Genomic DNA, 26,135 nt, shown 5'->3' with positions numbered 1-26,135 from the left:
GAGGTTGGAGTCCCGCATGCGTCGTTACGAAGTAATGGTCATTCTGGACCCTTCGCTCGATGAGCGCACCGTCGCGCCGTCCCTCGACCAGTTCCTCACCGTGGTCCGCAACGACGGCGGCACCGTGGAGAAGGTCGACGTCTGGGGTCGTCGCCGGCTCGCCTACGACATCGACAAGAAGTCGGAAGGCATCTACGCCGTCATCGACCTGTCCGCGGAGCCCGCGACGGTCAAGGAGCTCGACCGGCAGATGAACCTCAACGAGGGCATCCTGCGCACCAAGGTCCTGCGTCCGGACGTGCACTAACCCTCGGCTTTTGTCGGGGGAGACCCGTACTCTGAGCCGTAACCCAAGCGAAGGCGTGCAGGAAGGCGAGCGCTAGCCATGGCAGCAGGCGACACCGTAATCACCATCGTCGGCAATCTCGTCGACGACCCGGAGCTGCGCTTCACCCCGACGGGGCAAGCCGTGGCTCGATTCCGCATCGCGTCCACTCCGCGGTTCATGGATCGACAGACCAACGAGTGGAAGGACGGCGAAAGCCTCTTCCTGACCTGCAACGTGTGGCGGCAGGCGGCGGAGAACGCCGCCGAGAGCCTCCAGCGCGGGATGCGGGTCATCGTTCAGGGGCGGCTCAAGCAGCGGTCTTACGAGACCAAGGAAGGCGAGAAGCGCACGGTCTACGAGGTCGAGGTCGACGAGGTCGGCCCGTCCCTGCGTAACGCCACCGCCAAGGTCAACCGCACCTCCCGGCAGGGTGGCGGCGGTGGCGGCTTCGGCGGCGGCCCGGCCGACGACCCGTGGGCCTCCGCGTCGCCCGCCCCGCCCCAGGGCGGTGGCTTCCAGGGCGGCGGCGGTGGCGGCGGCTACGGCGGCGGCCAGCAGGGTGGCGGCGGTGGCGGCTTCGGCGGCGGCGGCAGCGACTTCAGCGACGAGCCTCCCTTCTAAATCCTGTCCATCAGTCCGAGTCCATTCCCGCCCGGAAGGCGGGGCTCTGAAAGGAGCACCACGATGGCAAAGCCGGCACTGCGCAAGCCAAAGAAGAAGGTTTGCCTGTTCTGCCACGACAAGATCTCCTACGTCGACTACAAGGACACGGCGCTGCTGCGGAAGTTCATCTCCGACCGCGGCAAGATCCGTGCGCGCCGGGTGACGGGCAACTGCACCCAGCACCAGCGTGACGTGGCGACCGCGATCAAGAACGCCCGTGAGGTGGCTCTGCTGCCCTACACGAGCACCGCGCGCTAAGGAGGCCTGTCGATATGAAGCTCATCCTCACCAACGAGGTCTCCGGCCTCGGCGCCCCCGGCGACGTCGTCGAGGTCAAGAACGGCTACGGCCGCAACTACCTCATCCCGCGCGGCTACGCCATGCGCTGGACCCGCGGGGCCGAAAAGCAGATCGAGACCATCAGGAAGGCGCGCGACGCGCGCGAGATCCGCGACATGGGCACCGCCAAGGAGGTCGCCGGCCAGCTCGGCGCCCTGCGCGTCCGGCTGACCACCCGCGCGGGCGAGTCCGGCCGCCTGTTCGGCTCGATCACCACGGGCGACATCGCCGACGCCGTCAAGGCCGCCGGCGGCCCGCTGCTCGACCGTCGCCGCATCGAGATCGTCAACCCGATCAAGAACGTCGGCTCCCACCGCATCACCGTCAAGCTCCACCCGGAAGTGTCTGCTTCGGTGGATGTTGAGGTTGTTGCTGGCTGATCTCTGTGATCAGAGCCCCTCTCCGTACGGAGGGGGGCTTTTCCATTCTTTACGCGCTGCCGTGGCCGACCCCGGGCTTTCCATTTTTCACGCGCTGCCGTGGCCGACCCCCGCCGCACTTCGGCTGATGGCCCTCCAGGGAAACGGCCTCTGACCCTTCACCGGCTGGGCGCCGTTACGCGAGCTCATCTTGGCCGTTTGCCGTGGTTAGGGGCACCCTCGGAAGCTGCTTCCAAGCCGGGCCCGCGTAGAATGCCGTCGTTCTTTCGCATGTTTCCCCCTGGAGGCTTGGCCATGGCCCGTCCCCTCATGCTGCTCGCGCTGGCCGTGGCGGTTGTTGGTTGTGCACCCGTCGACAACACGGCGAGCACGACGACGGCCAGTCCGACCTCGTCCACAGCCTGCACCAAGGAGCAGCTCAAGCTCCTCAACCCCGGCAAGTTGACCATCGGCACCGACAAGCCGGCCTTTGAGCCGTGGTTCAAGGACGACGACCCCAGCAACGGGCAGGGGTTCGAGAGTGCGGTGGCGTTCGCCGTGGCCGGCGAGCTGGGCTTTGACCGCAGCGAAGTCCAGTGGGCCACGGTCAAGTTCGACTCGGCATTCGCGCCTGGGGAGAAGCAGTTCGATTTCGATATCAATCAGGTGTCGATTACTCCTGCGCGGGCCAAGGCCGTCGACTTCAGTAAGGGGTATTACACCGTCCAGCAGGCCATCGTCGCCGTCAAGGGTGGCAAGTACGCCGAGGCCAAGACTCTGGCCGAGCTGAAGGACGCGAAGATCGGCGTGCAGGTGGGGACGACCTCGTTCAGCGCCGTCAAGGACGTCATCAAGCCGGCTGCCGACCCCAATGTCTACAACGAGCAGATCGACGCCGTGAACGCCCTGAAGAACAAGCAGGTGGACGCGCTCGTCGTGGACCTGCCGACGGCGTTCTACGTGACCGCCGCGCAGGTCGAGGACTCCAAGATCGTGGGGCAGTTCAGTTCGACGGGTGGCGCGCCGGAGGAGTTCGGGCTGGTCATGGAGAAGGGCAGCGCGCTCAAGCCCTGCGTGGACAAGGCCGTGGAGGCGCTGAAGTCGAAGGGTGAGCTGGCCAAGATCGAGCAGCAGTGGCTCGGCTCGGCCGCGGGCGCCCCCGAGTTGCGATGAGCGAGTGGGTCAAGTCCGAGCGGCAGGTCGCGCGGGAGCGGATCCGCAGGTCGCGCGCCCGCCGCTCGACCTCGATCGCGACGGCCTCGACGGTGGTGTTCATCGTCCTGGTCGTGTGGGTGGTGACGAACTCGCCCGGCTGGCCGCGGGTGCAGGAGAAATTCTTCGACCCGGAGGAGTTCGCCAAGGCGTGGCCCGACGTGCTGAGCGGGTTCCTGCTCAACGTCAAGATTTTCCTGATCGCCGAGGTGCTGATCCTGGTGGTCGGGCTGGCGGTGGCGCTGGCCAGGGGGATCAAGACGCCGGCGTTCTTTCCGATCAGAGCGCTGGCCACGCTCTACACCGACATCTTCCGCGGCGTGCCGACGATTCTGGTGATCTACCTGATCGGGTTCGGGCTGCCCGCGCTCCGGCTCCAGGGCATCCCCTCTGACCTGGCGACGCTGGGCATCATCGCGCTGACGCTCTCCTACGGCGCGTACGTGGCCGAGGTGTTCCGTTCCGGCATCGAATCCATCCATCCGAGCCAGGTGGCGGCGGCACGCTCGCTCGGGCTGAGCCACGGCAAGACCATGCGGTTCGTGGTGCTGCCGCAGGCCACCCGCAGGGTCGTGCCGCCGCTGCTCAACGACTTCGTCTCGCTGCAGAAGGACACGGCGCTGGTGGCCACCATCGGCCCGCTGGAGGCGCTCAGGCAGGCGCAGATCCACGTGACCAGCACGTTCAACTACACGCCCTACCTGGCGGCGGCGCTGCTGTTCATCCTGCTCACCATCCCCATGGCCAGGCTCACCGACCACCTGGCCGCCCGTACGCGCAGGAGGCGCGGCGCATGAGTGAGCGCAGCGAGCGAACAATCAGACACAGCCCTGTCAGGGTCATGGGCCCGGCGAAGGAGGGCGCATGACCTTGTTGACGATCGATGGGGTGTGGAAGAACTTCCACGGCCACAGCGTGCTGCGCGGCATCGACCTGGAGGTGCACCCGCACGAGGTGGTGAGCCTGATCGGGGCCTCCGGCTCGGGCAAGTCCACGCTGCTGCGCTGCGTGAACCTGCTGGAGACGGTCGACGACGGCGCCATCCTGCTCGACGGCGAGGACATCACCGATCCCCGCGTGGACGTCGACGACGTGCGCAAGCGGCTCGGCATCGTGTTCCAGGCGTTCAACCTGTTCCCGCACATGACGGTGCTGGACAACATCACACTCGCGCCCCGCCGGGTGCACAAGGTGAGCAGGGAGCAGGCGGAGGAGCAGGCTCACGAGCTGCTGGGCAGGTTCGGGCTGGCGGACAAGGCGCGGGCGTACCCTGACCAGCTGTCCGGCGGGCAGCAGCAGCGGGTGGCCATCATCAGGGCGCTGGCCACGCAGCCCAGGCTGATGCTGCTCGACGAGGTCACCTCGGCGCTCGACCCCGAGCTGGTGGTCGAGGTGCTGGGGATCATCAGGGAGCTCAAGGACTCCGGCATGACGATGATCCTCACGACCCATGAGATGAGCTTCTGCCGCGATATCTCGGACACGGTGTGCTTTCTCGACGGCGGCGTGCTGCTCGAGAAGGGCCCTGCGGAGAAGATCTTCACCGCGCCGGAGAACGTCAGGACCAGGGAGTTCCTGCGCAGCGTGCTCGAATCGGGGCGGTTCTAGCGCCGGTGCCTGCCCCGCATGTGTTCGACCGGGAAGCGCGGGCGGGCCAGGAGGCTGTGGCGCCGGCCGTACACGAGGTAGACCAGCAGGCCGAAGGCCATCCACAGAACGAAGTACGCCCAGGTCAGCACCCGCAGGTTGACCATGAGCCAGAGCGTGGCGAGCAGCGAGAGCGCCGGCAGCAGCGGCGAGAGCGGCACCCGGAACCCGCGCTCCAGGTCCGGCATGCGGCGCCGCATCACGATCACCCCGGCCGCCACGAACCCGAACGCGAACAGCGTCCCGATCACCACGAGCTCCTGCAGGGTGAGCACCGGCACGAACTCCGCCAGCACGATCGCGATCGCCCCGATCACCAGTGTCACCCGGGATGGCGTGTGGTAGCGGCGGCTGACCACGGCCAGGGCGCGGGGGATGAGGCCGTCGCGGGCCATCGAGAACAGCACCCGCGTCTGCCCCACGATCAGCACCAGGATCACCGTCGTCAGCCCCAGCACCGCGCCGGCGTCGATGACGTGTGCCATCCAGCCCACGCCCGCCGCGCGGAACGCGCTGGCCAGCGGCGCCTCCACAGAGATCTTGGTGTACGAGACCATGCCCACCATGACCAGGGCCACCGCGATGTAGATGATGGTGGCGATCACCAGACTGCGGATCATGCCCCGCGGCACCGCCTGCGGCGCGTTGACGGTCTCCTCGGCCGCGGTCGCCACGACGTCGAACCCGATGTACGCGAACGCGATGGCCGAGGCCGCCGCGAAGATCCCGAACCAGCCGAAGGCCTGGCCCTCCCCGAAGAACATCTCCAGAACGGTCACCGGCGCCGTCGGCAGCGTCTTGGGCGGGACGTAGAAGTCGCCGAAGTTCGCCACGCGGATGTGCGACATGCCGACGACGATGACCGCGCCGATGGCCAGCAGCTTGGCGGCCACCATGACCCACAGCGCGCGCAGCCCGACCCGCGCGTTCAGCGCGACGATGCCGGTGAGCAGCACCAGGATCACGAACACGAGGACGTCGGCGACGAGCTCCGGGTTCGGCACGCGTACGCCGGCGTTCACGAGGGCGCCGACCGCGATCTCACCCCACGCCCTGGCCACGACGGCGGCGGCGAACTGCAGCTCCAGGATCAGCGCCCAGCCGATGATCCACGCCCAGACCTCGCCGAAGATGACGTACGTGAAGGTGTAGGCACTGCCCGAGGTCGGCATCGTGGACGACAGTTCGGCGTAGCACAGGCAGGCCAGCAGGCAAGCGATCCCCGCGATCATGAAGGAGAGGATCACGCCGGGACCCGCCGTGGTGGCCGCCTGCCGGCCGGCGATGGAGAAGATGCCGGCGCCGATCGTCACGCCGAGCCCGAGCACGATCAGGTCAGCCGGACGGTAGTGCTCGGCCAGGCTGTGCCGGGCGCCGGTGCGCAGTCCGGTCGCCTCCGAAGGAGAAAGTCGTCGAAGAATCGTGGACAAGGAACACCCCGCCTCAGGGAACTCGCCCACAATGTCTCACCACTTGGACAACAGCAAGCACGGGAAGGTTACGGTAGGCCGCGTCCAGCGGCTTACCGCAGGTAGCGGGGTTTGCGCCTACGGTAGGTCGCGTTCAGCGGCTTACCGCAGGTAGCGGGGTTTGCACCTACGGAAGGCCGCGTTCAGCGGCTTGCCGCAGGTTGCGAGGTTTGCACCTACGGTAGGCCACGTCCAGTGGCCTACGCCCCGGTTACCAGCCAGGCAGTGCCGGCGGCGCGGCGTACCAGGGTGACCAGGCGGGCGATCATCCACGCGCCGAGCGCGCACCAGAGGGCGGCCACGCCGAAGTCGGCGGCCAGGAAGGCGGCAGGCAGGTACACCAGCGTCGTCCACACCCCCGCCCACGCCAGATAGCGCTGGTCGCCCGCGCCGATCAGCACGCCGTCGAGCACGAACACCACCCCGCACACCGGCTGGAACAGCGCCACCGGCCACAGCACGGCCAGCAGCAGCTCGGCGACCAGCGGATCGGCGTCGAACAGCCCGGGCAGCACCGGCCTGGCGGCGACGACGAGCAGGCCGAGCGCGAGACCGGACCAGGCGCCCCACTGCACCATGCGCTTGGTGGCGGCCCTGGTGGCCGCGACGTCTCCGGCGCCGAGCGCGCGTCCCGTGATGGCCTGCCCGGCAATGGCGATCGCGTCCAGCGCGAAGGCCAGCAGCGTCCACACCTGGGTGGCGATGGCGTACGCGGCCAACTCGGCCTCGCCCATCCTGGTGGCCACCACGGTGCCCACGATCAGCACCACCCGCAGGCAGACCGTGCGGATGAGCAGCGCGAACCCGGCCGTGCCCGCCCGCTTGATCCCGATCAGATCGGGCGTGAGCGGCGTGCCCGACCGGCGCGCGCCCCTGGCCACCACCACCAGGTAGACGGCGGCACCCAGCGTCTGCGCCAGCACGGTGCCCCACGCGGACCCCGCGATGCCCCACTCCAGCCCCAGCACGAACCAGGCGTTCAGCGCCGCGTTCAGCACGAACGACCCCACGGCCACCGCCAGCGGCGTGACGGTGTCCTGCAGCCCGCGCAGCACGCCCGTGCCCGCCAGTACGACCAGCATCCCCGGCGCGCCCAGCAGGCTGATCCGCAGGTACGTCACCGCCTGCGCGGCCTGACCAGCGCTCGCCCCGAATAACTCCACGATGGCCGGCGCCAGCGGCCAGCATGCGACGATCAGCGCCACGCCGATGCCGAGCGCCAGCCAGATCCCGTCCACCCCGCTGCGCATGGCCCGCGTGTGATTGCCCGCGCCCGTCTGGCGCGCCACGGACGCCGTCGTGCCGTAGGCGAGGAACACGCACAGGTTGACGAGCGTGGCCAGGATGGTGCCCGCCACCCCCAGCGCGCCCACCGCTGTGGTGCCCATCCCGTGACCGACGATCGCGTAGTCGGCGAGCAGGAAGAGCGGCTCGGCCACCAGCGCCCCGAACGCGGGCACGGCGAGCCGGAGAATCTCCCGATCTCTGGATGTAATGGGCATTCGTCCATTATGGCCATTACACGGCGTGTCGGCCAAACTTTCTTTCCTCCACAGCCGGTGGATAGCGTTCTAGCAGGTCAGGTGCGGTTCGGTGGATATCGGCAAGAGTTATCCCCAGGTACTGTCCACAGGCCTTTCACACCCTGGGGGCAGTAGTGCACAGCTTGACCACAGCGTTGTCCACAGGCCACGTTGCCGAAGGACCCCCGACTCCGCGAAACTGTCACACCGGTCGACTACAAGTGGGGGTGGTGCGACCGCCTGCAAGGTTGTACGAGGGGGCGCGGTGAGCATTGACGAAGAAACCGGCGCAAGCCCGGGTTTCGAGCGCACCCCGCCGCACAACATCGAGGCGGAGCAGTCGGTGCTGGGCGGCATGCTGCTGTCGAAGGACGCGATCGCCGACGTCGTGGAGATCCTGCGCTCCGACGACTTCTACCGCCCCGCGCACCAGATGGTTTATGACGTCATCACCGACCTCTATGGCCGGGGAGAGCCCGCCGACGCCGTCACCGTCTTCGACGAGCTGCAAAAGCGCGGCGAGATGGCCAGGGTGGGCGGCGCCGCCTACCTCCACACGCTCACGGCCGTCGTCCCCACCGCGGCCAACGCCGGCTACTACGCCAAGATCGTCAGGGAGCAGGCCATCCTGCGCCGCCTCATCGAGGCCGGCACCCGCATCGTCTCCTTCGGCTACGGCGGCCAGAACGAAGAGGTCGACGACCTCGTGGACCGCGCCCAGGCGGAGATCTACAAGGTCACCGAGCGCCGCACCTCCGAGGACTACGCGCCCCTGGCCGACATCATGCCGGGGGCCCTGGACGAGTTGGAGGCCATCGGCAGCCGGGGCGGCCAGATGGTCGGCGTGCCCACCGGCTTCCAGGACCTCGACTCGCTCACCAACGGCCTCCACCCGGGCCAGATGATCGTCGTGGCCGCCCGGCCCGCCATCGGAAAAAGCACACTAGGTCTGGATTTCGCCCGTTCTGCGGCGATCAAGCATGGGATGACCACGGTCATCTTCTCCCTGGAGATGTCCCGTAACGAGATCACCATGCGTCTGCTGTCCGCCGAGGCCCGGGTCGGGCTGCACGCCATGCGGTCGGGAACGATGGGCGACGACGACTGGACCCGCCTGGCCCGCAGGATGAGCGAGGTCGCGGAGGCGCCGCTGTTCATCGACGACTCGCCCAATATGTCGATGATGGAGATCAGGGCCAAGTGCCGGCGGCTCAAGCAGCGCAACGACCTGAGGTTCGTGGTCATCGACTACCTCCAGCTGATGAGCTCGCCGAAGAAGACCGAGAGCCGCCAGAACGAGGTCTCGGAGATCTCTCGTGCGATCAAGCTGCTGGCCAAGGAGCTCGAGGTCCCCGTCATCGCGATCTCCCAGCTCAACCGTGGTCCCGAGCAGCGTACAGACAAGCGTCCGGCGGTCAGCGACCTGCGCGAGTCGGGTTGCCTGACCGCGGACACCCGGATCCTAAGAGCCGATACGGGTGCAGAGGTTTCACTGGGCGAAATGCTGGAGTCCGGTGCGCGCGACATCCCCGTGTGGTCCCTTGACGAGAATCTACGACTCGTGCCGCGCATCATGACGCACGTCTTCCCCAGTGGGGTAAAGGAGGTCTTCCGGCTGCGGCTGAAGTCCGGCCGTGAGGTCGAGGCGTCAGCCAACCATCCCTTCCTGACCTACGACGGTTGGCGTCCCCTGGCGGAGCTCCAGCTCGGAACGCGGGTGGCGATTCCGCGCCATGTCCCGGGTCCCGAGAAGTGCCGCGCCTGGCGGGATGATGAGGTTGTGATGCTCGCGCACATGATCGGTGATGGCTCGTTCGTCAAGGGGCGGCCGATCCGGTACGCGAGCGTTGACGAAGCATGCCTGGAGACGATGACGCAGGCCGCCAAGCACTTCGGCCTCCGGAGTCACGAGAAGTCCGTTCCGGACGATGTTTTTTCGCTCCCAACGGGGCAGATTGCGCTGTTCCTTCGACACCTGTGGGCGACCGACGGGTGCGTCTGGTGGGACGAAAAGGTTCGCCAGGCGCGGGTCTATTACGCTTCAACGAGTCGCCGACTGGTCGATGACGTCGCCCGGTTGCTGCTGCGCTTCAACGTGATGACCCGTGTGAAGGAGACCCGGAAGGGCGACCATCGGGTGTGCTACCAGCTGCATATCTACGGGGCGGAGAACCAGCTGCGTTTCCTGGACGAGGTGGGAGTGCATGGCGAGCGGTCCAAGCAGGCCACCCGCTGCGTCGCTATGCTGCGAACGCTCAGCGGCAACACCAATCTCGACACCGTTCCCCGGGAAGTCTGGGCACACGTCCGTGATGTGCTGACGGAGAAGGGCGTGCCCCATCGGGCGTTCGCGGCCAAGCGCGGTACTCAGTTCTGTGGAAGCACCCTGCGGAAGCATGCGCCCAGCCGGGCGCGGCTAGGGAGAGTAGCCGCAATTCTGGATGATGCCCAGTTGGAGATGCTGGCAACGAACGATGTCTTCTGGGACGAGATCGACTCGGTGGAAACCCTCGGCGAGCAGCCGGTATACGACGCCACTGTGCTCGGCACGCACAACTTCGTGGCCAACGGCATATCAGTCCACAACAGCATCGAGCAGGACGCCGACATGGTGATCCTGCTGCACCGAGAGGACGCCTACGAGCGGGAGTCGCCGCGGGCGGGGGAGGCCGACCTGATCGTGGCCAAGCACCGTAACGGCCCCACGGCCACGGTGACGGTGGCCTTCCAGGGTCATTACAGTCGTTTCGTGGACATGGCCCAGCACTGAGGCTCAACTTGTAGGATCCGCGATTCCGTGAGGGCGGCATGAAGCAGTCCAACCGCCGAAACGGCTTCTGGGTTCGCTGCCATCAAGCCGCCTCCTCCGTGGAATCGGGAGTGGGAGCCGGCCGCACGCTGCCGGACTCGGCCTTCTCGTCCGGGAAGACCCACTTCCGGAGCGCCCAGAAGCGGAAGACCGTGGCGATCAGCGTGCCGATGATCTGCGCGCTCATGAAGTCGGCGATCTCCTGGGTCACCAGGCTCACATCCGGGGTCTCCAGGCGAAATACGTACCGGGAGATCCATAGCGGCGCGGAGCTGAGCACTAGACCGACGCCACTGACCAGGAAGAACAACGCCGCCTCGTGACGGCGCTCACGGCCGCCCCTGGTCCGGAACGACCATTCGCGGTTCAACACGTAGGACACGATCGTCGCCACGAGCACCGCGATGATCTTCGCGGTCACCGGCTTCGGTTCCAAAATGGTCAGCTTCAGCCCATAGAAAATCGTGTTGTCCACGAAGAACGCTGTTCCACCCACCACCGCGAACTTCAGCAGTTCACGGTGCTTCAGCGCAAGTGCGTGCAGCGGTTCCGGTAATCTTGCGAGTACTGCGTTTGCTATTCGGAGCACCCCCGATCTTCTCACCAGCCGAACACCCTGGTAGCAAGACTGACGGACACGGCTTGTCCGGCTGGAACCGTACCTGGCGACAAATCCGCGTGATCATGTGCTTTGACAACGCTCTGCGATGTCGGGCTTACGGGACTTTGTGATCCGTGGGGTGGGGGCCGCAGATCCGTACGCTCCGGATATGGCGGGACAAGACGTGGTCGAGGCGCGTCGCGGTCGCGAGGTTCCCATGGCGGAAGGGCGGCTCGGTCTCGGTGGTGTCGTCGCGGCTGGGGATCGAAGGCGGGCGAAGGGGAGCTGCGGGCCGATCACCCGGTCGTGGCGGCGGGGACGCAGCAGGGCGAGGATTGCGGCGGGCACAGGTGGGTGTCGATGCGCCGCGCGCCCGGCCCCTCATCGCCCAGCCGGTCGTGCGGATTGGCCACCGGACACCGATCCAGCGACAGGCAGCCGCACCCGATGCATTCCGTCAGGTCGTCGCGTAGCCGTTGCAGTTGCTCGATGCGGTCGTCCAGCTCGCCCCGCCACGCGGCCGACAGCCTGGCCCAGTCGTTACGGGTGGGGGTGCGCTCGTCCGGCAGCTCGGCCAGGGCGTCCTTGATGGTCTTCAGTGGGATGCCGATGCGCTGCGCCAGCCTGATGAACGCGACCCTGCGCAGACTGTCCCGGCTGTAACGGCGCTGGTTGCCGGCGGTGCGCCGGCTCTCGATGAGCCCCTTTGCCTCGTAGAAGTGCAGGGCCGAGACGGCCACGCCGCTGCGCTCCGCGAGCTGGCCGACGGTGAGTTCCTTGGTGTTCCAGGCGACCTTGGTCATTCCTGAAGCTTACTTGAGGGTTCTTTCGAAGAACGTCTCCAGCACGACGACCGTCTGCGTTCCGGTCACGCCCTCCACGTCGAACACCCGCCGCAGCACGTCCTGCAGGTCGCGCGTACCGGCCGTACGGACCTTGAGCAGCATCGACGCGGGACCGGCGATGACGTGCGCCTCCTCGATCTCGGGGATCGCCGCCAGCCGATCGGAGCTGTCGCCCATCCACGTGCTGCCCTCGACCAGCACGTACGCCGTCACCGTCCGGCCCAGCGCGGCCTGGTCGACCTCGATCGTGGTGCGCTTGATCACGCCGCGCTCGCGCAGCTTGCGTACCCGCTCGTGCGTGGCCCCGCTGGACAGGCCGACCGCCTGGCCGAGCACGGCGTACGAGCGTGTCGCGTCCTCTTGGAGCAGACCGATCAGCATTCTGTCGATATCATCCACCAAAGGATCATATCTCGTGTTATGTCGGAATGACCGAACAGCGTATGGTGGACGCATGACGGAGACGATTCCCACTGAGTTCGAGGTGCTCGACGAGCGGTTCGCCGCGATCGGCGGAGACGACAGGGTCGAGGTGCTCCACACCGGCACCCGCTGGGCGGAAGGCCCTGTTTACTTCCCCGCCGGCCGGTTCCTGGTCTGGAGCGACATTCCCAACGAGCGGATGCTGCGCTGGGACGAGATGAGCGGCGCGGTCGGGCTGTTCCGCCAGCCGTCCGGCTACGTCAACGGCAACACGCTCGACCGCGAGGGCCGGTTGATCTCCTGCGAGCACGGCAACCGCCGCGTCACCCGTACCGAGCACGACGGCTCCATCACGGTGATCGCCGATCGTTGGGAAGGCAAGCGCCTCAACAGCCCCAATGACGTGGTCGTCCGCTCCGACGGCTCCATCTGGTTCACCGACCCGCCCTACGGAATCCTCAGCAACTATGAGGGCTTCGCCGCCGAGCAGGAGATCGACGGCTGTCACGTCTACCGCGCCGACCCGGTGACGGGCGAGGTGCGCGTCGTGGCCGACGACTTCGTCAGGCCCAACGGCCTGGCCTTCTCGCTGGACGAGCGCCGGCTCTACGTCGCGGACACCAGGGAGCGGCATCTGCGGGTGTTCGACGTGCGTGACGACGGCACGCTCGCGGGCGGCAAGGTCTTCGCCGTGGGCGGCGAGGACGACAATTTCGACGGGATACGGCTGGACGACACCGGACGGATCTGGACCGCGGCCGGCAAGGCGGTGCTCTGCTACGACCCGGACGGCACGCTGATCGGCCGGCTCAAGCTGCCCGAGTTCACCGCCAACCTGGTGTTCGGCGGGCTCAAGCGCAACAGGATGTTCATCGCTGCCTCGACCTCGCTCTACTCGCTGATGACCAACGTGACCGGTGCGCGCCCGGTCTGGGCCGGGCGCTAGCCTCACTCCCACCGGAACAGCCGCACGGCCAGCCCGCCGAAGATCAGCAGCCCGGCGGCCACCACCGCCAGGTGCAGGAGCTGTGGGGCCTGCCCCGCCCAGGTGTCCTTGAGCGCCTGGGCGAACGGCCCCGCGACGGAGTAGTCGCTGACCGCGCGCAGCCCCTCCGGCATGACATCGCGCGGCACCCACATGCCCCCCAGGAACATCAGCGGGAACATCGCCACCGACCCGATCCCCGGGGCGGCCTTGCCGTTGGGCGCCAAAGCCGCGATCACCAGCCCTATGGCCATCAGCGCGGCGCTGCCGAGCAGGAAGACCAGGACGAACCCCACCCACTGCCGGGGAGCCGGCGAGTCGAACACCAGAGCCCCGACCACGATCAGAATGGTCGTGGACACAGCGCCGACGGCCAGATTGATCAGGAGCTGCACGCCCAGCAGCCGCGCCGGGTGCACGGGCGTGGTGGACATCCGCTTGAGCACGCCCTGCTCGCGGTAGGTCGTGAGCACCGCGGGCACCACGTTGCAGGCGAGAACCAGCAGCGCGAGCAGCGTCATCATGCTCGGCATCTGCGTGTCCACGGGTCGGTCGCCGGCGTTCCCGACCTTCGTCATCATCGGGATGCTGAGTCCCAGCACGACCAGGAGGCCGACCGGGAGCCCGATGGTGAACAGCATGAAAGGCCATTCGCGCAGGTGCAGCTTGGCCTCCACGATGAGGATCTTCTTCACGAGAGCTTCCTTCCGGTGAGTGCGAGGAACGCGTCGTCGAGCGTGGCCTGTTCGGTGCGCAGGTCTTCGGGGACGACCTGGTGCCGGGCCAGGGCGAGGGTGACCGCGGGAGCGAGGTTGCCGGAGCCGCTCACCACGACGTGGCCGCCGCTCCTGCTGACCTCACGCACCTCGGGCAGGGCGAGCAGCACGGCGTCGTCGACGGGCACGGACGGCCGGAACCGCACCCGCTGCTCCCCGCCCACCTGCGCGATCAGACCGGCGGGAGTATCGGTGGCGGCCACCTTGCCCGCGTCGATGAGCGCGAGCCGGTCGCAGAGTCGCTCGGCCTCCTCCATGAAGTGGGTGACCAGCACGATCGTCACCCCGGAATCGCGTACCTGCTCGACCAGCTCCCAGGTGTCCCTGCGGGCCTGGGGGTCCAGCCCGGTGGTCAGCTCGTCGAGTACCGCCACCCGGGGCTTGCCGACCAGCGCCAGCGCCACGGACAGCCGCTGGCGCTGCCCGCCGGAGAGCTTCTTGAACGTGGTGTCGCGCTTGCCGCCGAGCCCGACCCGCTCCACCAGCTCGGACCAGTCGGCCGGGTCGGGGTAGAAGGAGGCGTAGAGGTCCATGGCCTCCCACACCTTGATCTTCTCTGGCAGGGCGGCGCTCTGGAGCTGCATGCCGAGCACCTTGCGCAGCTCGTCCCGGTCCTGCTGGGGGTCCAGCCCGGCAACCCGTACGGTGCCACCGTCCGGCGCCCGCAGGCCCGCGACGCATTCCACGGTGGTGGTCTTGCCGGCGCCGTTCGGGCCCAGGATGCCGAAGATCTCCCCCTCGGCGACCTCGAACGACACGTCGTCGACCGCCAGGTGGTTCGGATACCGCTTCCGCAGGTTCCTGACCTCGATGATTTTCATGGCATCGACGCTAGGAACGCCGGAGGTACGGCGGAATCCGACTAGATGCCCGGCAAGGGTGTACCTAGGTGCAGTGACCCTGCACGGTCCCCTGTCGCACACTGAAGGCATGCTTCGGAGGTTCGGTCAGATCACGGTGCTTCTCGCGCTGCTCGTCGTCGAGGTGCCGATGATCCTCCTGTCCGTCGTCATGCTGGTCCTGTCGGTGGCGATGGGCATGGTCTTCCTGTTCCCGCCGCAGGCCCGGATGGTCCGGAGGCTGGCCGAGCTCAACAGGCGGCTGATGCGCGCGTGGACGGACCTCCCGATCGAGGCCCCGTACCTGCCCAAGCCCCCGCCACCGGTGCCGCAGGCGGACGGGATGTACCGCTCGGACCGCACCCTCTACAGATCGCCGCGCATTCCGGCCTGGAACGATCGCTGGAAGTGGCTGATCAGCGACCCGGCCACCTGGCGCGACGATCTCTGGCTGTTATTGGACCCCCTGGTGAAGGTGGCGCTGTTGCCGCTGTTCATCCTGCTCCCCCCGCAGGGCCTGCGCCTTTACGCGCTCTGGAGCGATCTGCTGCTCGGCGCGACCGCCGCGAGCCGGCTGGCCGGCCAGGTGAGCCACCTCAAGCGCACGCGCAACCTGGCGACCGACTCCCAGGCGGCCGAGATGCGCAGGATCGAGCGCGACCTGCACGACGGCACGCAGGCCAGGCTGGTGGCGATCGGCATGACGCTCGGCGCGGTCGAGCAACTCGTCGACAACGATCCCGCGTCGGCCAAGGCGCTGCTGGCCAAGGCCAGGGAGGCGTCCTCCGAGACGCTGTCCGAGCTGCGCCGGGTCATTCGCGGCATTCATCCCCCGGTGCTCGCCGAGCGCGGGCTCGGTGACGCCGTACGCGCGCTGGCCATGGACAGCCCGCTGCGGGTCACCGTGGAGGTGGACCTGCCGCATCGGCCCGAGCCGCCGGTGGAGGCGGCGGCGTACTTCGCCGTCAGCGAGCTGCTCTCCAACGCCGCCCGGCACGGCGACGCCCGGTCGGCGACGGTGGACATCAGCTCCAGCGGCGCCGACCTGCGCATCACGGTCACCGACGACGGCATGGGCGGCGCCGACCCGGCCAAGGGCAGCGGCCTGGCCGGCATCGAACGGCGGCTGTCCGCGTTCGACGGGGTGCTCGCGCTGAACAGCCCGCCCGGCGGCCCCACCACGGTGATGATGGAGATGCCCAGGGCGCTGCCGGAGCACTGGTCGGGCAACCTGTCCAAGCTCCCCCGCCGGAAGGCGATCCTGGTCACGTTCCTGTGGGCGACGGCCTGGTGCCCGACCTTCCCGCAGGGGTTCGTGCCGGCCATCTTCAAGGTGATCGACTTCGACGAGAAGTCCTGGTTCCTCGCGCTGCACCTTCCCGAGGTCTGGCACTGGCCGGTGATCATCGGCATGATCGCGCTCGGGCTTACCATGCATGCCATGGCCATCCGCATCCCCGCGACCCACAACCGGGAGCAGTGGATGGCGGAAGCGACCCCGACCAAACCCTGGTGCTCATGAACCGCGTGCTCATCGCCGAAGACCTCTACCTGCTCAGAGACGGGCTCGTCCACCTGCTGCAGGCCCATGGCTTCATGGTCGTGGGCGCCGTGGAGTCCGGCCCCGAGCTGCTGAAGGGCCTGCTCGAGCTGCGCCCCGACGTCTCGATCGTGGATGTGCGCCTGCCGCCGACGTTCACCGACGAGGGCCTGCAGGCCGCGCTCGCGGCCAGGAAGTCGGTGCCGGGGCTGCCCATCCTCGTGCTGTCCCAGCACGTCGAGCAGCTGTACGCCCGCGAGCTGCTGGCCGACGGCTCGGGTGCGATCGGCTATCTGCTCAAGGACCGGGTCTTCAACGCCGAGCAGTTCATCGACGCGGTACGCCGGGTCGCCGCGGGCGGCACCGCCATGGACCCGGAGGTGATCGCCAAGCTGCTGGCCAGCAACGCCAGGCACGAGCCGCTGGCCGCGCTCACGCCGCGCGAGCGGGAGGTGCTCGAGGCCATGGCGGAAGGGCGGTCCAACGCCGCGATCTCCCAGCGGCTCTATCTCAGCGAGAGCGCCGTGGCCAAGCACACCGCCAACATCTTTGCCAAACTGGGCCTCGCGCCCTCGGACGACGACAACCGGCGCGTGCTGGCCGTGCTCGCCTACCTCAACAGCCGTGGCTGACGGGAAGCGCTCATAGCACCGGCTGACGGGAAGCCCTCGCGGCCGCGGCTGAACGCGCCCGGTGTTGTCGGTCGCCTCGGCTATTTTCATAGAGGCACGGCGCGACGAAGGGGTGTAACAGGTGAAGATCCGGGTTAACCGCGATGTACTGGCAGATGCGGTGGCGTGGGCTGCCCGAGTCCTGCCCAGCCGCCCTGTGGTGCCCGTTCTGTCCGGGCTGCTGCTGGAGGCAGGCGAGGAGCTCAGCCTGTCCGCGTTCGACTACGACGTCTCCGCCCGGGCCATGATCGACGCCGACGTGGCCGAGGAGGGCAGGGTGCTGATCCCGGGCCGGCTCCTCGCCGAGATCAGCCGGAGCCTGCCCGCCGACGACGTGGAGATCGTCACCGATGGGGCCGAGGCGGTGTTGACCTGCGGGAGCGCCGAGTTCGGGCTCATCACGATGCCGGTCGAGGACTTCCCGACCATGCCTGCGATGCCGCCCAGCATCGGCGCCATCGGCGGCGGCGTCTTCGCCTCCGCCGTCGGCCAGGTCGCGCCCGCGGCCAGCCGCGACGACACGCTCCCGATGCTCACCGGCATCAGGGTCGACATCGAGGGCGAGTCCGTGGCGATGGCGGCGACCGACCGCTACCGCATCGCCGCCCGCGACTTCGCCTGGCGGCCGGCAAGTCCCGGCTTCGCCGTCTCCGCCATGGTGCCGGCGCGGGTGCTGGTCGAGGTGGCCAAGTCCCTGCGCGGCGGCGAGGTGTCGATCGCGATGGGCGACGGCGTGGCCGGATTCGAGAGCGTCGGGCGCAGCACGACCGTGCGGCTGTTGGACGAGCAGTTCATCGACTATCGCGCCAGGCTGACCAGCGACTGGTCGATCAGGGCTGACGTCGCGGTGGTGCCGTTCGTCAACGCGATCAAGCGAGTCGCCCTGGTGGCCGAGCGCAACACCGCGATCCGGCTGTCGTTCACACAGGGCCAGGTGCTGATCCAGGCTGGTGGCGGCGACATCGGGCGCGGGGCCGAGGTGGTCGAGTGCGAGCTACGTGGTGACGACATCGAGATCGCGTTCCAATCGCAGTTCCTGCTCGACGGGCTGACGGGGATCGAGAGCGAGCTGGCCCGCATCAACATGGAGTCGCCGACGAGGCCCGCCCTCATCCAGGAGGTCCCCGGCGACGCCGCCTCCGCCTTCCGCTACCTGGTCATGTCCCTCCGCCAGCCGTAGATCTTTCTTTTTGTTACGGCGGGGCCAAGGGGGCGCCATCCATCGTGCGGGGCTGAGGGCCTCCAGGGAGACGCCCTCTGACCCGCACAGGGCCGGCCGCCGCAACGGCGTACGGGCACCTGTGCCTCTCTCTAACGGGCACCGGCGCCTATCCTGCGAGCGCCGGCCGGCTGCGGTCGGGGTGCGTCACCCCAGGGGGCGGGGTCACTTCGGAGGCGCGGTGGACGAATCGGTTTGGCCCGTGGTCGTCTGGCGTTCGACGATCAGTTTGAAGACGCGCTTGAAGTCCGCGTATGCCTGCTCGCCTACGGCTCGCGCGTGTGCCGCCTCCATCTCGACGAGAACGGCGTCCGACTTGGCCATCTGATCTCGGCCCTTCTCGGTGGGCACGATCAGCTTGGCCCGGCGGTCGGCCGGATCCGGCTGTCGTTCCACGTATCCGAGCTCGACCAGCTCGTCCACCAGTGTGCCGATCACCTGCTTGTGCTGCCCGGACTGCGCGGCCAGGTCGGTGGCCCGGCTGCCTTCCTCGTCCAGATATGCCATCACGGCACCATGCCGCGGCCTGAGCTGCGAATGCCCCTGCTCGGACAGCCGCTTGAACAGCTCCCGCTGCAGGCCGAAAAGGGTTCGGCTGGACAGGATGCCCAGATCGGGCTCCTCCTGCTTGCGCTGGCTCCTGCGCACCTCACACTCTCCAATTAGTCACTAAGTTTGATGGTCACTAGTTCATACTATATCGTAGTGGCATGACGACGACGGTGGAACTCACCAGGTTCCGGGTCTCTCCCGACCGGGCCGGCCAGCTGCTGGCGGCCCGACCGGGAATGATCGCGGACTTCCAGGCCGACCGGGCCGGATTCCTGGGGGCGAAGCTGGTCCGCGTGTCCGACGGTGAATGGCTGGACATCGTGGAATGGCGCTCGGCCGCCGACTTCGCTGCCTCCCGCGCCAAAGGTGCCAACCTGCCCGGCATCCGGGCCTTCTTCGACCTGATCGACGAGCTCGTTTCCATGGAAGAGGGGACAACGCAATGACCATCTTGATCACTGGTGCCACCGGCACCGTTTCCAGCGCCGTGCTGCGGTCGCTGGCGGGCACGGACGACGTGCGGGTTCTGGTGCGGGACGCGGCGAAGGCGCCGTCAGGCGTGGAGGTGGCGGTCGGCGACCTGGACGACCCGGCCACGCTCGACCAGGCGTTCAAGGGCGTGGACACGTTGTGGCTGCTGACCGCGATGGGCCCGCAGGCTCCGCACGCCAGCATGAACGCCGTTTGGGCGGCCAGGAATGCCGGGGTGGGCCACGTGGTGCGCATGTCGGCCATCGGCGCCGCCCACGACGCGCCCACCCGTAACGGCCGGCTGCACGCCCTGTCGGACGTCGAGCTCGCGGCCTCGGGACTCGACTGGACCATCATCCGCCCGGCCTTTTTCATGCAGAACCTTTTCGGCTCGGTGAATGGCGACACCTTTTACAGCGCGACAGGCGAAGGCAAGCTGGGCCTGATCGACGTGCGTGACATCGGCGACTTCGCCGCCGAGGTCCTGCGTGATCCCACGCCGCACAAGGGCAAGACCTACACTCTCACGGGCCCGGCCAGCATCTCACTACGGGACGCCGCCGCGGAGATGGAGCAGGTGTTCGGCACGCCGATCGCCTACCAGCCGGTCACGCCGGACGACGCCTGCCGTTCGATGCTGGCGGCCGGGCTGCCGGAGTGGATCGCCGCGGTCACCGGGGAATACCTCACGGCGTACGCGCAGGGGTGGGGCGACTACACCACCCCGGCGTTCACGGAGGTGATGGGCCGTCCCGGCAGGTCGTTCGCCGACTTCGCGCGGGACCACGCCGACCGGCTGCGGTCATAACGGCGGGTGCTACCGGGGCCCCGCTGAGCGGGTAAGCGCCGGCGGTGAGAGTGACGGGCGGCCCTGCACACCTGGGGGTCGTGACCGCGTGTGCGACCCTGGCACGCTTGGCCGGCATGCCCGGCCATGTCGGCGGGCCGGCCGCAGCGTTGCCGGCCATGGGCACGCCTGGTCGCATGGCCAGGCGCGACCGGTGGCCAGACGTCGTCCACAGGCGGACGGCCGCAAGCCGATGTCGAGCAGCACGCCTCAGCAGGCCGGTGACCCCTGGCATGCCGCCGCCTCTCTGGCCGTGCGTCTCGGCGGCGGCGGCGAGCAGTGCGGCGCGCGGCTGCCGACAAGGCGGCCCGGCGGCTGGATGGACCTCAGGACTCGGTGAGGGCGATGAGAATGTGCTCCATGCAGGCATGCCCGGCCCGTTCGGCGGCGGTCGCGTCGCCGGCCGCGATGGCCCTGGCGATCGCGTCATGCGGGATGTAGCTCTTGTTCAGCGACGTTCCCGCGGCCGTGATGCTGGCCCGCAGCGCCGCCGAGAAGTCCTCGTACAGGTCGATGAGGACGAGATTGTGCGTCGCGTGCGCGACCGCCATGTGGAAGGCCAGGTCGGCCTCGACAAAGGAGTCGGGGTCGTCCAGCTCCCAAGCTCGGTCCCGTTCGGCGAGCGCGGCCTCGATGCGGATGATGTCCTCGTCCGTGCGCCGGGTAGCGGCCAGGCGCGCGGACTCGACCTCGAGCGCGCGGCGTACTTCCAGGATCTCCAGCTGCTCTGCCTGCTTCAACCGCCGGAGCATCGCGCCGGACAGCTCGCTGGTCGCGCGGACGTAAGTGCCATCCCCCTGACGGCATTCGAGCAGCCCGGCATGCGTGAGCGCGCGTACGGCCTCACGAACGGTGTTACGCCCCACTCCGAGCTGCTCGGCGAGCACGGTCTCGGTCGGAATCTTGCCGTTCATCTGCCACGACCCTGAGGTGATCTGCTCCTTGAGCTGGTCGATCACCTGGTCGACAAGCGAAGCCCGCTGCGCCGTACGCAGACTCACAGTCCGCCTCCTCCGGGGAAACCAATCATCCTATGAGTCAATGACTGGTCGACCCTAATTATTCCAGACTCAAAACAGCAAATCTGGCGTTCCTGGAGGCTCAGCGGGAAACGTCGGCGCCGACCGTGACTCCTGCCATGGCAGAGCGAACTCCGGCGGCTTCCAGGGCCTTACGATAGGCGGCCGTCTGCTGCGCTGTGGAGCCGACCCTGCCATAGAGGTCGCCCAGCTCGCGCCAGCAGCGGGCGGCCCGCCTGTCGGAGCCGAACACCGGCCGGCCCAGCGTGTCGAGCAGCTGGTGAGCCGTGCTGAGCTCTGTGGACGCGTCGCCGCCCCGGTCGAGCGCCACGGTGGCCAGCACGAGGCGGGCCTCGGCGGGAGTCGTGCCGGAGTAATGGTCGGACGACAGCTCCAGCGCCGCACCGGCCAGCTCACCCGCGCGGGTGAGGTCACCGGCCCGCAGCTGGACCCGCGCGTGCACGATCAGGCTCTCGCCGTGCTCGCGCGTGGCGCCTGCGAGGGCGGCGAAGACACCGGACGCGGCCGTGATGAGCCGCTCGGCCTCGTCGATCGGCGCGGCGGCCATCCTGGCCCAGTGCATGGCGGCCTTGGCGAGCTGCAGCGCGAGCCGCGCCTCGCGACCGGCCATGATCGCATCGTCGGCCAGGCGCACGGCCAGCGCGGAGTCCTCGCCGGCCGCGGCGGCGGCGCTCGCGTGCCACAGAGCCTTGATCTCACGGGAACGGTCCACACTGACCGGAACGCCGCTGACCTCCAGCACGCGCTGGACGTAGGCGAGCTCGGGGGAGTCGCTCTCGCGCTCGCTGCGTGACTCGACCAGCGCGGCGGCCAGATCGATGGCGATCTCGCCCTCGGTGATGGACAGCCGCTCGGCCTGCTCCAGTGCGTGGGAGGCCAGGTCACGGGCGCGCAGCCGGTCGCCCGCCCGCTGGTAGCAGCGGCTCAGCGCGATGGTGAGCGGGAGGTCGGCCAGCCGCTCGGGGTGAGCCGCGGCCTCCCTGCGCAGGCGCTCGAACGCCTCCACGGCCTGGCCGAGACGACCCTGGGCCTCGAGGGCGCGCGCCCTGCCGAACCGCGCGTGCGCGGTCAGCATGGCGTTTTCCTCGTCGGCCGCCTTCACGATCTCCGTGAACCGGTCGGCGGCGACGGCCGGATCGCCGTGCTGCAGCTCGAGCTCGGCGATCCGCAGCCCGAGCTCGGTGTCGATGCGCTGGCGAGGCTCGATGCCGTGCAGAAGGAACTCGGTCGTGCACCCGAGCCGCTCCGCCAGCAACCTGGCCACGACAGGAGTCGGCGTGCGCTTGCCCGACTCAATGAGCGAGACATAACTGTCAGACAGGTCGGGTCCGGCCAGTTGGGCCTGCGACATCCGCCTGTTCAGCCGCAATCCTCGGACGCGGTCACCGATGGTTCCCTGACTCGGCATCTCATCTCTCAAGGCGGGGAAGGGTCAACAACACGCAATGATTGCATGAAGTAGCCGAATCTGGTATCCCCGCGTGCAGAATTTGCCGCGGGGAGATTAATCGTCGCTGTCGCCGCTGGGAAAAAGCATCTGGCAGACCTCGAGGTACAAGGTCTCCGGATACGGAATGTACTCCACCGTGGACAGGGCTTGGTCCTGACCGGCCGACTCCAGGATGAACTCACCGTAACCGAGCATGCGCCCAAGCAGAGATCTTTGGAAGCTCATGTCGGTGACCTTGCCCAAGGGCATCATCGCGACCTTGCGCGTGATCAGTCCAGTAGTCAGCAACATACGTTTGGAAGTCACCACAAAGTAATCGACCGACCACTCCGCGACTTTCCATACGAAACGGATCAGAAGCAGCAGCCACAGCCACCAGACCACGACGAGCGCCGTGCCACCCGATTCGCCTCCGCCGAAGAACCTGCTGAGCAGTCCGGCGATGATCAGGCCGCCGAACACTTCGGCGACGGGGCGAAGCAGGATGGCAGGGTGCCGCCGCACCATGAGGACTTGTTGTTCGTGGGGGAGGAGGTAGCGGTTGACCGACGCCGGGGCGGAGTCCCCGTGGGTCACAAGTCTCATGAGAGGTTGTTCACGAATTGGGCCAGCGAGTCGGCCGCGTTGAACACCGTGTCGAACGCCCCCTTCACCGCGTCAGCGGCGTCAGCTGGTCGAGCCAAGAGGTAGTACGCCACAAATGCGATACCACCGTATGTGAGGACTTTTTTGACCTGCACCGTCGCCTCCGTGCCACTTACCCACACCACCCGCCGTATACATTACCCACCCGGATGCCGGGGTAAAGGTGACTTGGCGAGTTAGTTTTGATCTTGCTTAGCCACGTTCACTGGCCACCAGAGCCAGGACGTGAAGGTGCTTGCGCGCGATGCGCTCGACAAGGCTCGGATGGGCGTAGCCGGTGACCTCCAGCGCGCCGTAGTGCGCCGCCTCGACGCAGCGCGTTACCGTGGTCGTGGAGTGGACGCCGGCGAACTCCTCGCGCAGCACCGCCTCCACCACCGCGTACGGACTCGGATTGGCCTCTGCACCGGGCATGTCGCTCATCGTGCTCCCCCACGCGCATGCGGAAGTTGCCTTCATGTCTCTTCGTACCCACCCAACCACAGTATGTAACGAAGAGGCCACCCTGTGTGATGGAAAGAGGGCTTCTGGGACGGACCCCGTACAGCTTCCGCTTCGGACGGCAGCACGTCAGACGGCAGCAGCCGTCAGACGACCCGCTTGAGAGAACCCGCTTCAGACGACGCCGTAGAGGCGGTCGCCCGCGTCACCGAGGCCGGGGACGATGTAGCCGCTCTCGTTGAGCCGCTCGTCGAGCGCGGCGGTGACCACACGGATCGGCTTGCCGGAGTTCGCGAACACCTTGTCCATGTAGGCCAGCCCCTCGGGCGCGACCAGCAGGCAGATGGCAGTGACGTCCACGGCCCCCCGGTCGAACAGGAACTGCACGGCCGCCGCCAGCGTGCCGCCGGTGGCCAGCATGGGGTCCAGCACGAAGCACTGCCGCCCGGACAGGTCGTCGGGCAGCCGCGTGGCGTACGTCTCGGCCTGCAGCGTCGACTCGTTGCGGATCATGCCGAGGAACCCGACCTCGGCCGTGGGCAGCAGCCGGGTCATGCCGTCGAGCATGCCGAGCCCCGCCCGCAGGATGGGCACGACCAGCGGATATGGCTTGGCCAGGTGCACGCCGTTCGCGGGGGCGACCGGCGTCTCGACGGTGACGTCGGTGACGCGCACGTCGCGGGTGGCCTCGTACGCGAGCAGCGTCACCAGCTCGTCCGCGAGCCTGCGGAAGGTAGGTGAATCGGTGCGGACATCGCGCAGTGTGGTGAGCTTGTGCGCCACGAGCGGATGATCGACGACGAGGGTCTCCATAGAGGACAACGCTATCTTGTGGGGTACACGGCGGCACCTCACGGTATCGGTTTTGATCACAATTTGGTCGGAGAGGCACACGCATCGTGCCCGGTTCTGGAACGATTGGGCCTTGGTGATATCTGTCGTGTCAGAAATCGGGTGGGGATGGCGATGACAGACGAAGACGCTCTTGACTTCGCCATCGTGGTCTATCGCGAGGATGAAAGGTGGGACGCCGAGCTGCTGCCTGGCGCGCTCACGTCCGACCTGAAGGGGCTGATCCATGCCCTGCGCCAGCAGCCCAGCGAGAGCGGCACGATCGGCCTGGTGGCCGTCGGGGACGAGTTCTTCGTGGCGCTGCGGGTCCTGGGCGATCGGGTCGATGTGTTCCTGTCCGACATCGCCGCCTCATGGGACTTCCCGCTGGCCCAGCAGGTGCTCGACTACCTGGACGTGCCCGTGCCCGACGAGGAGGAGCTCGACGAGATCCTCCAGGATGAGGAGACCGTGCTCCCGGCCGGAGATCTGTCGATCTTCGCCGATCTCGGGTTGGACGAGATGGAGCTGGGCATCCTCTCCGGCGACATCGATCTGCTGCCCGAAGATGTGCTGTCCAGCATCGCCGCGCGGCTCGGCTTCTCCGAGCCGTTCGAGCGTGCCATTGAGTCGGTCTTCGGCTAACCCCCTGGAGCGCGGACATGGCGTCCAACACCTTCTCTGCGGCTTTTGTCAGGACCTCCGACGGCTGGAGCGGTGCCGAGGTCGATCTCAGCGACGCCGAGATCGTCGACGACTTGGGTGACGCCGTCACGGAGGCGCTGGGCTTGACGGGTGACGAGCTGGCCCTGCTTTGCGTCGAGGTCGAGGACGAGTGGTTCGCCATCGCCCGATACCGGGACGAGGAGGAGCCGCGCGTGTTCCTTTCGGACGCGCATGCCGTTCTTTCCGACAGTCTGGGCGAGCTGTTCGCCGAGTTCGCCGGAGTGACGCCCGACAAGGAGAGCAACGGCCTCGGCGTACGCCCGGCCGGCGACTTCGAGCTGCTCAGCGACCTGGGCGTGACCTCCGAAGAGCTGCTCGAGCTGAGCATGGAAGAGGGCATGCTGCCCGCCGACATCCTGTCGGTGATCGCCGAGCGGCTGTCGTTCGCCGACGAGCTCGACCGGTTGCGGTGACCCCGCGAGACCGGTGACCTACGAGGAGGCCATGCGCCTGGCCCTGGCGGAGGCCGTTGCGGCGGCCGCCAGGGAGGAGATCCCCGTGGGTGCGGTGGTGCTCGACCCGCACGGCGAGGTCCTGGCGGCAGCGGGCAACGACCGGGAATATTCCGCCGATCCCACCGGGCACGCCGAGGTCCTGGCGCTCAGGCGGGCGGCCGCGCGGCGCGGGCAGTGGCGGCTGAGCGGCTGCACGCTCGTGGTGACGCTGGAGCCGTGCACGATGTGCGCGGGGGCGGCGGTGCTGGCCAGGGTCGATCGGATCGTGTACGGCGCCGTCGACGAGAAGGGCGGGGCCGTGGGCTCGCTCTGGGACGTCGTACGCGATCGCCGGCTCAATCATCGGCCCGAGGTCGTCATGGGGATACTGGCGGAGGAGTGCTCCGCCGTACTAAAGCAGTTCTTCGCCACTCGAAGGATCCGGTAAGC

31 protein-coding genes are annotated in these 26,135 nt (G+C 67.9%); 17 read left to right on the top strand and 14 right to left on the bottom strand.

Annotated features, from left to right (window positions below; translation table 11 throughout):
- Nucleotides 1-16 precede the first annotated feature (16 nt).
- From rpsF to ACTMTI_RS04775, 7 genes are all read left to right on the top strand, one after another.
- Nucleotides 17-307 (top strand): 30S ribosomal protein S6, encoded by a 291-nt coding sequence (gene rpsF, locus ACTMTI_RS04805; RefSeq protein WP_026214314.1) that lies wholly within the window; start codon nt 17-19, stop codon nt 305-307.
- 78 nt (nt 308-385) lie between these two features.
- Complete coding sequence (locus tag ACTMTI_RS04800) at nt 386-949, top strand: single-stranded DNA-binding protein (protein ID WP_441118384.1); 564 nt, start codon at nt 386-388, stop codon at nt 947-949.
- A gap of 63 nt (nt 950-1,012) precedes the next feature.
- Nucleotides 1,013-1,249 (top strand): 30S ribosomal protein S18, encoded by a 237-nt coding sequence (gene rpsR / locus ACTMTI_RS04795; RefSeq protein ID WP_020543048.1) that lies wholly within the window; start codon nt 1,013-1,015, stop codon nt 1,247-1,249.
- Between the two features lie 14 nt (nt 1,250-1,263).
- Nucleotides 1,264-1,710: a 50S ribosomal protein L9 gene (rplI, locus tag ACTMTI_RS04790; RefSeq protein WP_441118383.1), complete on the top strand. Its 447-nt coding sequence runs from the start codon at nt 1,264-1,266 to the stop codon at nt 1,708-1,710.
- Between the two features lie 309 nt (nt 1,711-2,019).
- Nucleotides 2,020-2,862 carry an ABC transporter substrate-binding protein gene (locus tag ACTMTI_RS04785; protein WP_441118382.1) on the top strand — a complete coding sequence of 281 codons (843 nt, stop codon included), beginning with the start codon at nt 2,020-2,022 and terminating at the stop codon, nt 2,860-2,862.
- On the top strand, nt 2,859-3,698 hold the full coding sequence (locus tag ACTMTI_RS04780; RefSeq protein WP_441118381.1) for an amino acid ABC transporter permease: 840 nt from the start codon (nt 2,859-2,861) through the stop codon (nt 3,696-3,698). Before ACTMTI_RS04785 ends, ACTMTI_RS04780 begins: the two co-directional genes overlap by 4 nt.
- 67 nt (nt 3,699-3,765) lie before the next feature.
- The gene (locus ACTMTI_RS04775; RefSeq protein ID WP_441118380.1) at nt 3,766-4,509 is read left to right on the top strand and encodes an amino acid ABC transporter ATP-binding protein; all 744 of its coding nucleotides are present in this window, start codon (nt 3,766-3,768) and stop codon (nt 4,507-4,509) included.
- Here the strand turns inward: ACTMTI_RS04775 and ACTMTI_RS04770 are convergent.
- The gene (locus ACTMTI_RS04770) at nt 4,506-5,978 is read right to left on the bottom strand and encodes an APC family permease (RefSeq protein WP_441118379.1); all 1,473 of its coding nucleotides are present in this window, start codon (nt 5,976-5,978) and stop codon (nt 4,506-4,508) included. The genes ACTMTI_RS04775 and ACTMTI_RS04770 overlap by 4 nt on opposite strands.
- Nucleotides 5,979-6,217: 239 nt before the next feature.
- Nucleotides 6,218-7,519 carry an MATE family efflux transporter gene (locus ACTMTI_RS04765; RefSeq protein WP_441118378.1) on the bottom strand — a complete coding sequence of 434 codons (1,302 nt, stop codon included), beginning with the start codon at nt 7,517-7,519 and terminating at the stop codon, nt 6,218-6,220.
- A gap of 286 nt (nt 7,520-7,805) precedes the next feature.
- Here ACTMTI_RS04765 and ACTMTI_RS04760 point away from each other — a divergent pair, with 286 nt between their 5' ends.
- Entirely contained in the window at nt 7,806-10,310 is a 2,505-nt protein-coding gene (locus ACTMTI_RS04760) for a replicative DNA helicase (protein WP_441118841.1), read from the top strand.
- Between the two features lie 82 nt (nt 10,311-10,392).
- Here the strand turns inward: ACTMTI_RS04760 and ACTMTI_RS04755 are convergent, their stop codons facing one another.
- The 3 genes from ACTMTI_RS04755 to ACTMTI_RS04745 form a co-directional block, all read right to left on the bottom strand.
- Nucleotides 10,393-10,845, bottom strand: a complete 453-nt coding sequence (locus ACTMTI_RS04755; protein WP_441118377.1) for a GtrA family protein — start codon at nt 10,843-10,845, stop codon at nt 10,393-10,395.
- Nucleotides 10,846-11,246: 401 nt separating this feature from the next.
- Complete coding sequence (gene soxR, locus ACTMTI_RS04750) at nt 11,247-11,753, bottom strand: redox-sensitive transcriptional activator SoxR (RefSeq protein ID WP_441118376.1); 507 nt, start codon at nt 11,751-11,753, stop codon at nt 11,247-11,249.
- A gap of 9 nt (nt 11,754-11,762) precedes the next feature.
- Nucleotides 11,763-12,194 carry an Lrp/AsnC family transcriptional regulator gene (locus ACTMTI_RS04745; protein ID WP_441118375.1) on the bottom strand — a complete coding sequence of 144 codons (432 nt, stop codon included), beginning with the start codon at nt 12,192-12,194 and terminating at the stop codon, nt 11,763-11,765.
- A gap of 55 nt (nt 12,195-12,249) precedes the next feature.
- On the opposite strand from ACTMTI_RS04745, the gene ACTMTI_RS04740 reads away from it, so the two are divergent.
- Nucleotides 12,250-13,164 carry an SMP-30/gluconolactonase/LRE family protein gene (locus tag ACTMTI_RS04740; protein ID WP_441118374.1) on the top strand — a complete coding sequence of 305 codons (915 nt, stop codon included), beginning with the start codon at nt 12,250-12,252 and terminating at the stop codon, nt 13,162-13,164.
- Nucleotides 13,165-13,166: 2 nt separating this feature from the next.
- On the opposite strand, the gene ACTMTI_RS04735 is transcribed toward ACTMTI_RS04740, so the two are convergent.
- Nucleotides 13,167-13,898: an ABC transporter permease gene (locus ACTMTI_RS04735; protein ID WP_441118373.1), complete on the bottom strand. Its 732-nt coding sequence runs from the start codon at nt 13,896-13,898 to the stop codon at nt 13,167-13,169.
- Nucleotides 13,895-14,800, bottom strand: a complete 906-nt coding sequence (locus ACTMTI_RS04730; RefSeq protein ID WP_441118372.1) for an ABC transporter ATP-binding protein — start codon at nt 14,798-14,800, stop codon at nt 13,895-13,897. Before ACTMTI_RS04730 ends, ACTMTI_RS04735 begins: the two co-directional genes overlap by 4 nt.
- A gap of 109 nt (nt 14,801-14,909) precedes the next feature.
- On the opposite strand from ACTMTI_RS04730, the gene ACTMTI_RS04725 reads away from it, so the two are divergent.
- The 3 genes from ACTMTI_RS04725 to dnaN all read left to right on the top strand — a co-directional run bounded on the left by ACTMTI_RS04725 (nt 14,910) and on the right by dnaN (nt 18,209).
- Nucleotides 14,910-16,340, top strand: a complete 1,431-nt coding sequence (locus ACTMTI_RS04725) for a sensor histidine kinase (protein WP_441118371.1) — start codon at nt 14,910-14,912, stop codon at nt 16,338-16,340.
- The gene (locus ACTMTI_RS04720; protein ID WP_441118370.1) at nt 16,337-16,990 is read left to right on the top strand and encodes a LuxR C-terminal-related transcriptional regulator; all 654 of its coding nucleotides are present in this window, start codon (nt 16,337-16,339) and stop codon (nt 16,988-16,990) included. The genes ACTMTI_RS04725 and ACTMTI_RS04720 overlap by 4 nt, the downstream gene beginning before the upstream one ends.
- 121 nt (nt 16,991-17,111) lie before the next feature.
- Nucleotides 17,112-18,209: a DNA polymerase III subunit beta gene (gene dnaN / locus ACTMTI_RS04715; RefSeq protein ID WP_441118369.1), complete on the top strand. Its 1,098-nt coding sequence runs from the start codon at nt 17,112-17,114 to the stop codon at nt 18,207-18,209.
- Between the two features lie 204 nt (nt 18,210-18,413).
- Here the strand turns inward: dnaN and ACTMTI_RS04710 are convergent, their stop codons facing one another.
- Entirely contained in the window at nt 18,414-18,896 is a 483-nt protein-coding gene (locus ACTMTI_RS04710; protein ID WP_441118368.1) for a MarR family winged helix-turn-helix transcriptional regulator, read from the bottom strand.
- A gap of 62 nt (nt 18,897-18,958) precedes the next feature.
- On the opposite strand from ACTMTI_RS04710, the gene ACTMTI_RS04705 reads away from it, so the two are divergent.
- Both ACTMTI_RS04705 and ACTMTI_RS04700 read left to right on the top strand, forming a co-directional pair.
- On the top strand, nt 18,959-19,246 hold the full coding sequence (locus tag ACTMTI_RS04705; RefSeq protein ID WP_441118367.1) for an antibiotic biosynthesis monooxygenase: 288 nt from the start codon (nt 18,959-18,961) through the stop codon (nt 19,244-19,246).
- Nucleotides 19,243-20,079 (top strand): SDR family oxidoreductase, encoded by an 837-nt coding sequence (locus ACTMTI_RS04700; protein ID WP_441118366.1) that lies wholly within the window; start codon nt 19,243-19,245, stop codon nt 20,077-20,079. Before ACTMTI_RS04705 ends, ACTMTI_RS04700 begins: the two co-directional genes overlap by 4 nt.
- Nucleotides 20,080-20,444: 365 nt before the next feature.
- On the opposite strand, the gene ACTMTI_RS04695 is transcribed toward ACTMTI_RS04700, so the two are convergent.
- The 6 genes from ACTMTI_RS04695 to upp form a co-directional block, all read right to left on the bottom strand.
- Entirely contained in the window at nt 20,445-21,119 is a 675-nt protein-coding gene (locus ACTMTI_RS04695; RefSeq protein WP_441118365.1) for a FadR/GntR family transcriptional regulator, read from the bottom strand.
- A gap of 100 nt (nt 21,120-21,219) precedes the next feature.
- A complete protein-coding gene (locus tag ACTMTI_RS04690; RefSeq protein WP_441118364.1) occupies nt 21,220-22,566 on the bottom strand; it encodes a helix-turn-helix domain-containing protein in 1,347 nt (448 codons plus the stop codon).
- 96 nt (nt 22,567-22,662) lie between these two features.
- Entirely contained in the window at nt 22,663-23,193 is a 531-nt protein-coding gene (locus tag ACTMTI_RS04685; RefSeq protein WP_441118363.1) for a PH domain-containing protein, read from the bottom strand.
- Complete coding sequence (locus tag ACTMTI_RS04680; protein ID WP_164904046.1) at nt 23,190-23,348, bottom strand: hypothetical protein; 159 nt, start codon at nt 23,346-23,348, stop codon at nt 23,190-23,192. The genes ACTMTI_RS04685 and ACTMTI_RS04680 overlap by 4 nt, the downstream gene beginning before the upstream one ends.
- 97 nt (nt 23,349-23,445) lie before the next feature.
- Nucleotides 23,446-23,667 carry a hypothetical protein gene (locus tag ACTMTI_RS04675; RefSeq protein WP_441118362.1) on the bottom strand — a complete coding sequence of 74 codons (222 nt, stop codon included), beginning with the start codon at nt 23,665-23,667 and terminating at the stop codon, nt 23,446-23,448.
- 201 nt (nt 23,668-23,868) lie between these two features.
- Nucleotides 23,869-24,507 carry a uracil phosphoribosyltransferase gene (gene upp / locus ACTMTI_RS04670; protein ID WP_441118361.1) on the bottom strand — a complete coding sequence of 213 codons (639 nt, stop codon included), beginning with the start codon at nt 24,505-24,507 and terminating at the stop codon, nt 23,869-23,871.
- 147 nt (nt 24,508-24,654) lie between these two features.
- Here upp and ACTMTI_RS04665 point away from each other — a divergent pair, with 147 nt between their 5' ends.
- From ACTMTI_RS04665 to tadA, 3 genes are read left to right on the top strand one after another with little or no spacing between them, the layout of a single operon-like run.
- On the top strand, nt 24,655-25,170 hold the full coding sequence (locus tag ACTMTI_RS04665; RefSeq protein ID WP_441118360.1) for a tRNA adenosine deaminase-associated protein: 516 nt from the start codon (nt 24,655-24,657) through the stop codon (nt 25,168-25,170).
- A 17-nt stretch (nt 25,171-25,187) separates the two neighbouring features.
- Nucleotides 25,188-25,664 carry a tRNA adenosine deaminase-associated protein gene (locus ACTMTI_RS04660; RefSeq protein ID WP_441118359.1) on the top strand — a complete coding sequence of 159 codons (477 nt, stop codon included), beginning with the start codon at nt 25,188-25,190 and terminating at the stop codon, nt 25,662-25,664.
- 31 nt (nt 25,665-25,695) lie between these two features.
- Entirely contained in the window at nt 25,696-26,133 is a 438-nt protein-coding gene (gene tadA, locus ACTMTI_RS04655; RefSeq protein WP_441118840.1) for a tRNA adenosine(34) deaminase TadA, read from the top strand.
- Nucleotides 26,134-26,135 lie beyond the last annotated feature (2 nt).

Source organism: Nonomuraea sp. H19, from assembly GCF_052068215.1.
Lineage (GTDB): Bacteria > Actinomycetota > Actinomycetes > Streptosporangiales > Streptosporangiaceae > Nonomuraea.
Note: the sequence above shows the minus strand (reverse complement) of the source record. Positions and strands in the feature narration are given on the sequence as shown.

Excerpts from the sequence above, each read along its gene's own strand:
- ACTMTI_RS04740 (WP_441118374.1), top strand. The coding sequence starts at position 12,250 with ATGACGGAGACGATTCCCACTGAGTTCGAGGTGCTCGACGAGCGGTTC.
- ACTMTI_RS04675 (WP_441118362.1), bottom strand. The coding sequence starts at position 23,667 with ATGCCCGGTGCAGAGGCCAATCCGAGTCCGTACGCGGTGGTGGAGGCG.
- rplI (WP_441118383.1), top strand. The coding sequence starts at position 1,264 with ATGAAGCTCATCCTCACCAACGAGGTCTCCGGCCTCGGCGCCCCCGGC.
- ACTMTI_RS04800 (WP_441118384.1), top strand. The coding sequence starts at position 386 with ATGGCAGCAGGCGACACCGTAATCACCATCGTCGGCAATCTCGTCGAC.
- ACTMTI_RS04725 (WP_441118371.1), top strand. The coding sequence starts at position 14,910 with ATGCTTCGGAGGTTCGGTCAGATCACGGTGCTTCTCGCGCTGCTCGTC.
- ACTMTI_RS04685 (WP_441118363.1), bottom strand. The coding sequence starts at position 23,193 with ATGAGACTTGTGACCCACGGGGACTCCGCCCCGGCGTCGGTCAACCGC.
- ACTMTI_RS04705 (WP_441118367.1), top strand. The coding sequence starts at position 18,959 with ATGACGACGACGGTGGAACTCACCAGGTTCCGGGTCTCTCCCGACCGG.
- ACTMTI_RS04690 (WP_441118364.1), bottom strand. The coding sequence starts at position 22,566 with ATGCCGAGTCAGGGAACCATCGGTGACCGCGTCCGAGGATTGCGGCTG.
- rpsR (WP_020543048.1), top strand. The coding sequence starts at position 1,013 with ATGGCAAAGCCGGCACTGCGCAAGCCAAAGAAGAAGGTTTGCCTGTTC.
- ACTMTI_RS04780 (WP_441118381.1), top strand. The coding sequence starts at position 2,859 with ATGAGCGAGTGGGTCAAGTCCGAGCGGCAGGTCGCGCGGGAGCGGATC.
- ACTMTI_RS04665 (WP_441118360.1), top strand. The coding sequence starts at position 24,655 with ATGGCGATGACAGACGAAGACGCTCTTGACTTCGCCATCGTGGTCTAT.
- ACTMTI_RS04660 (WP_441118359.1), top strand. The coding sequence starts at position 25,188 with ATGGCGTCCAACACCTTCTCTGCGGCTTTTGTCAGGACCTCCGACGGC.
- soxR (WP_441118376.1), bottom strand. The coding sequence starts at position 11,753 with ATGACCAAGGTCGCCTGGAACACCAAGGAACTCACCGTCGGCCAGCTC.
- ACTMTI_RS04785 (WP_441118382.1), top strand. The coding sequence starts at position 2,020 with ATGCTGCTCGCGCTGGCCGTGGCGGTTGTTGGTTGTGCACCCGTCGAC.
- ACTMTI_RS04775 (WP_441118380.1), top strand. The coding sequence starts at position 3,766 with ATGACCTTGTTGACGATCGATGGGGTGTGGAAGAACTTCCACGGCCAC.
- upp (WP_441118361.1), bottom strand. The coding sequence starts at position 24,507 with ATGGAGACCCTCGTCGTCGATCATCCGCTCGTGGCGCACAAGCTCACC.
- ACTMTI_RS04765 (WP_441118378.1), bottom strand. The coding sequence starts at position 7,519 with ATGCCCATTACATCCAGAGATCGGGAGATTCTCCGGCTCGCCGTGCCC.
- ACTMTI_RS04730 (WP_441118372.1), bottom strand. The coding sequence starts at position 14,800 with ATGAAAATCATCGAGGTCAGGAACCTGCGGAAGCGGTATCCGAACCAC.
- ACTMTI_RS04720 (WP_441118370.1), top strand. The coding sequence starts at position 16,337 with ATGAACCGCGTGCTCATCGCCGAAGACCTCTACCTGCTCAGAGACGGG.
- tadA (WP_441118840.1), top strand. The coding sequence starts at position 25,696 with ATGCGCCTGGCCCTGGCGGAGGCCGTTGCGGCGGCCGCCAGGGAGGAG.
- rpsF (WP_026214314.1), top strand. The coding sequence starts at position 17 with ATGCGTCGTTACGAAGTAATGGTCATTCTGGACCCTTCGCTCGATGAG.
- ACTMTI_RS04700 (WP_441118366.1), top strand. The coding sequence starts at position 19,243 with ATGACCATCTTGATCACTGGTGCCACCGGCACCGTTTCCAGCGCCGTG.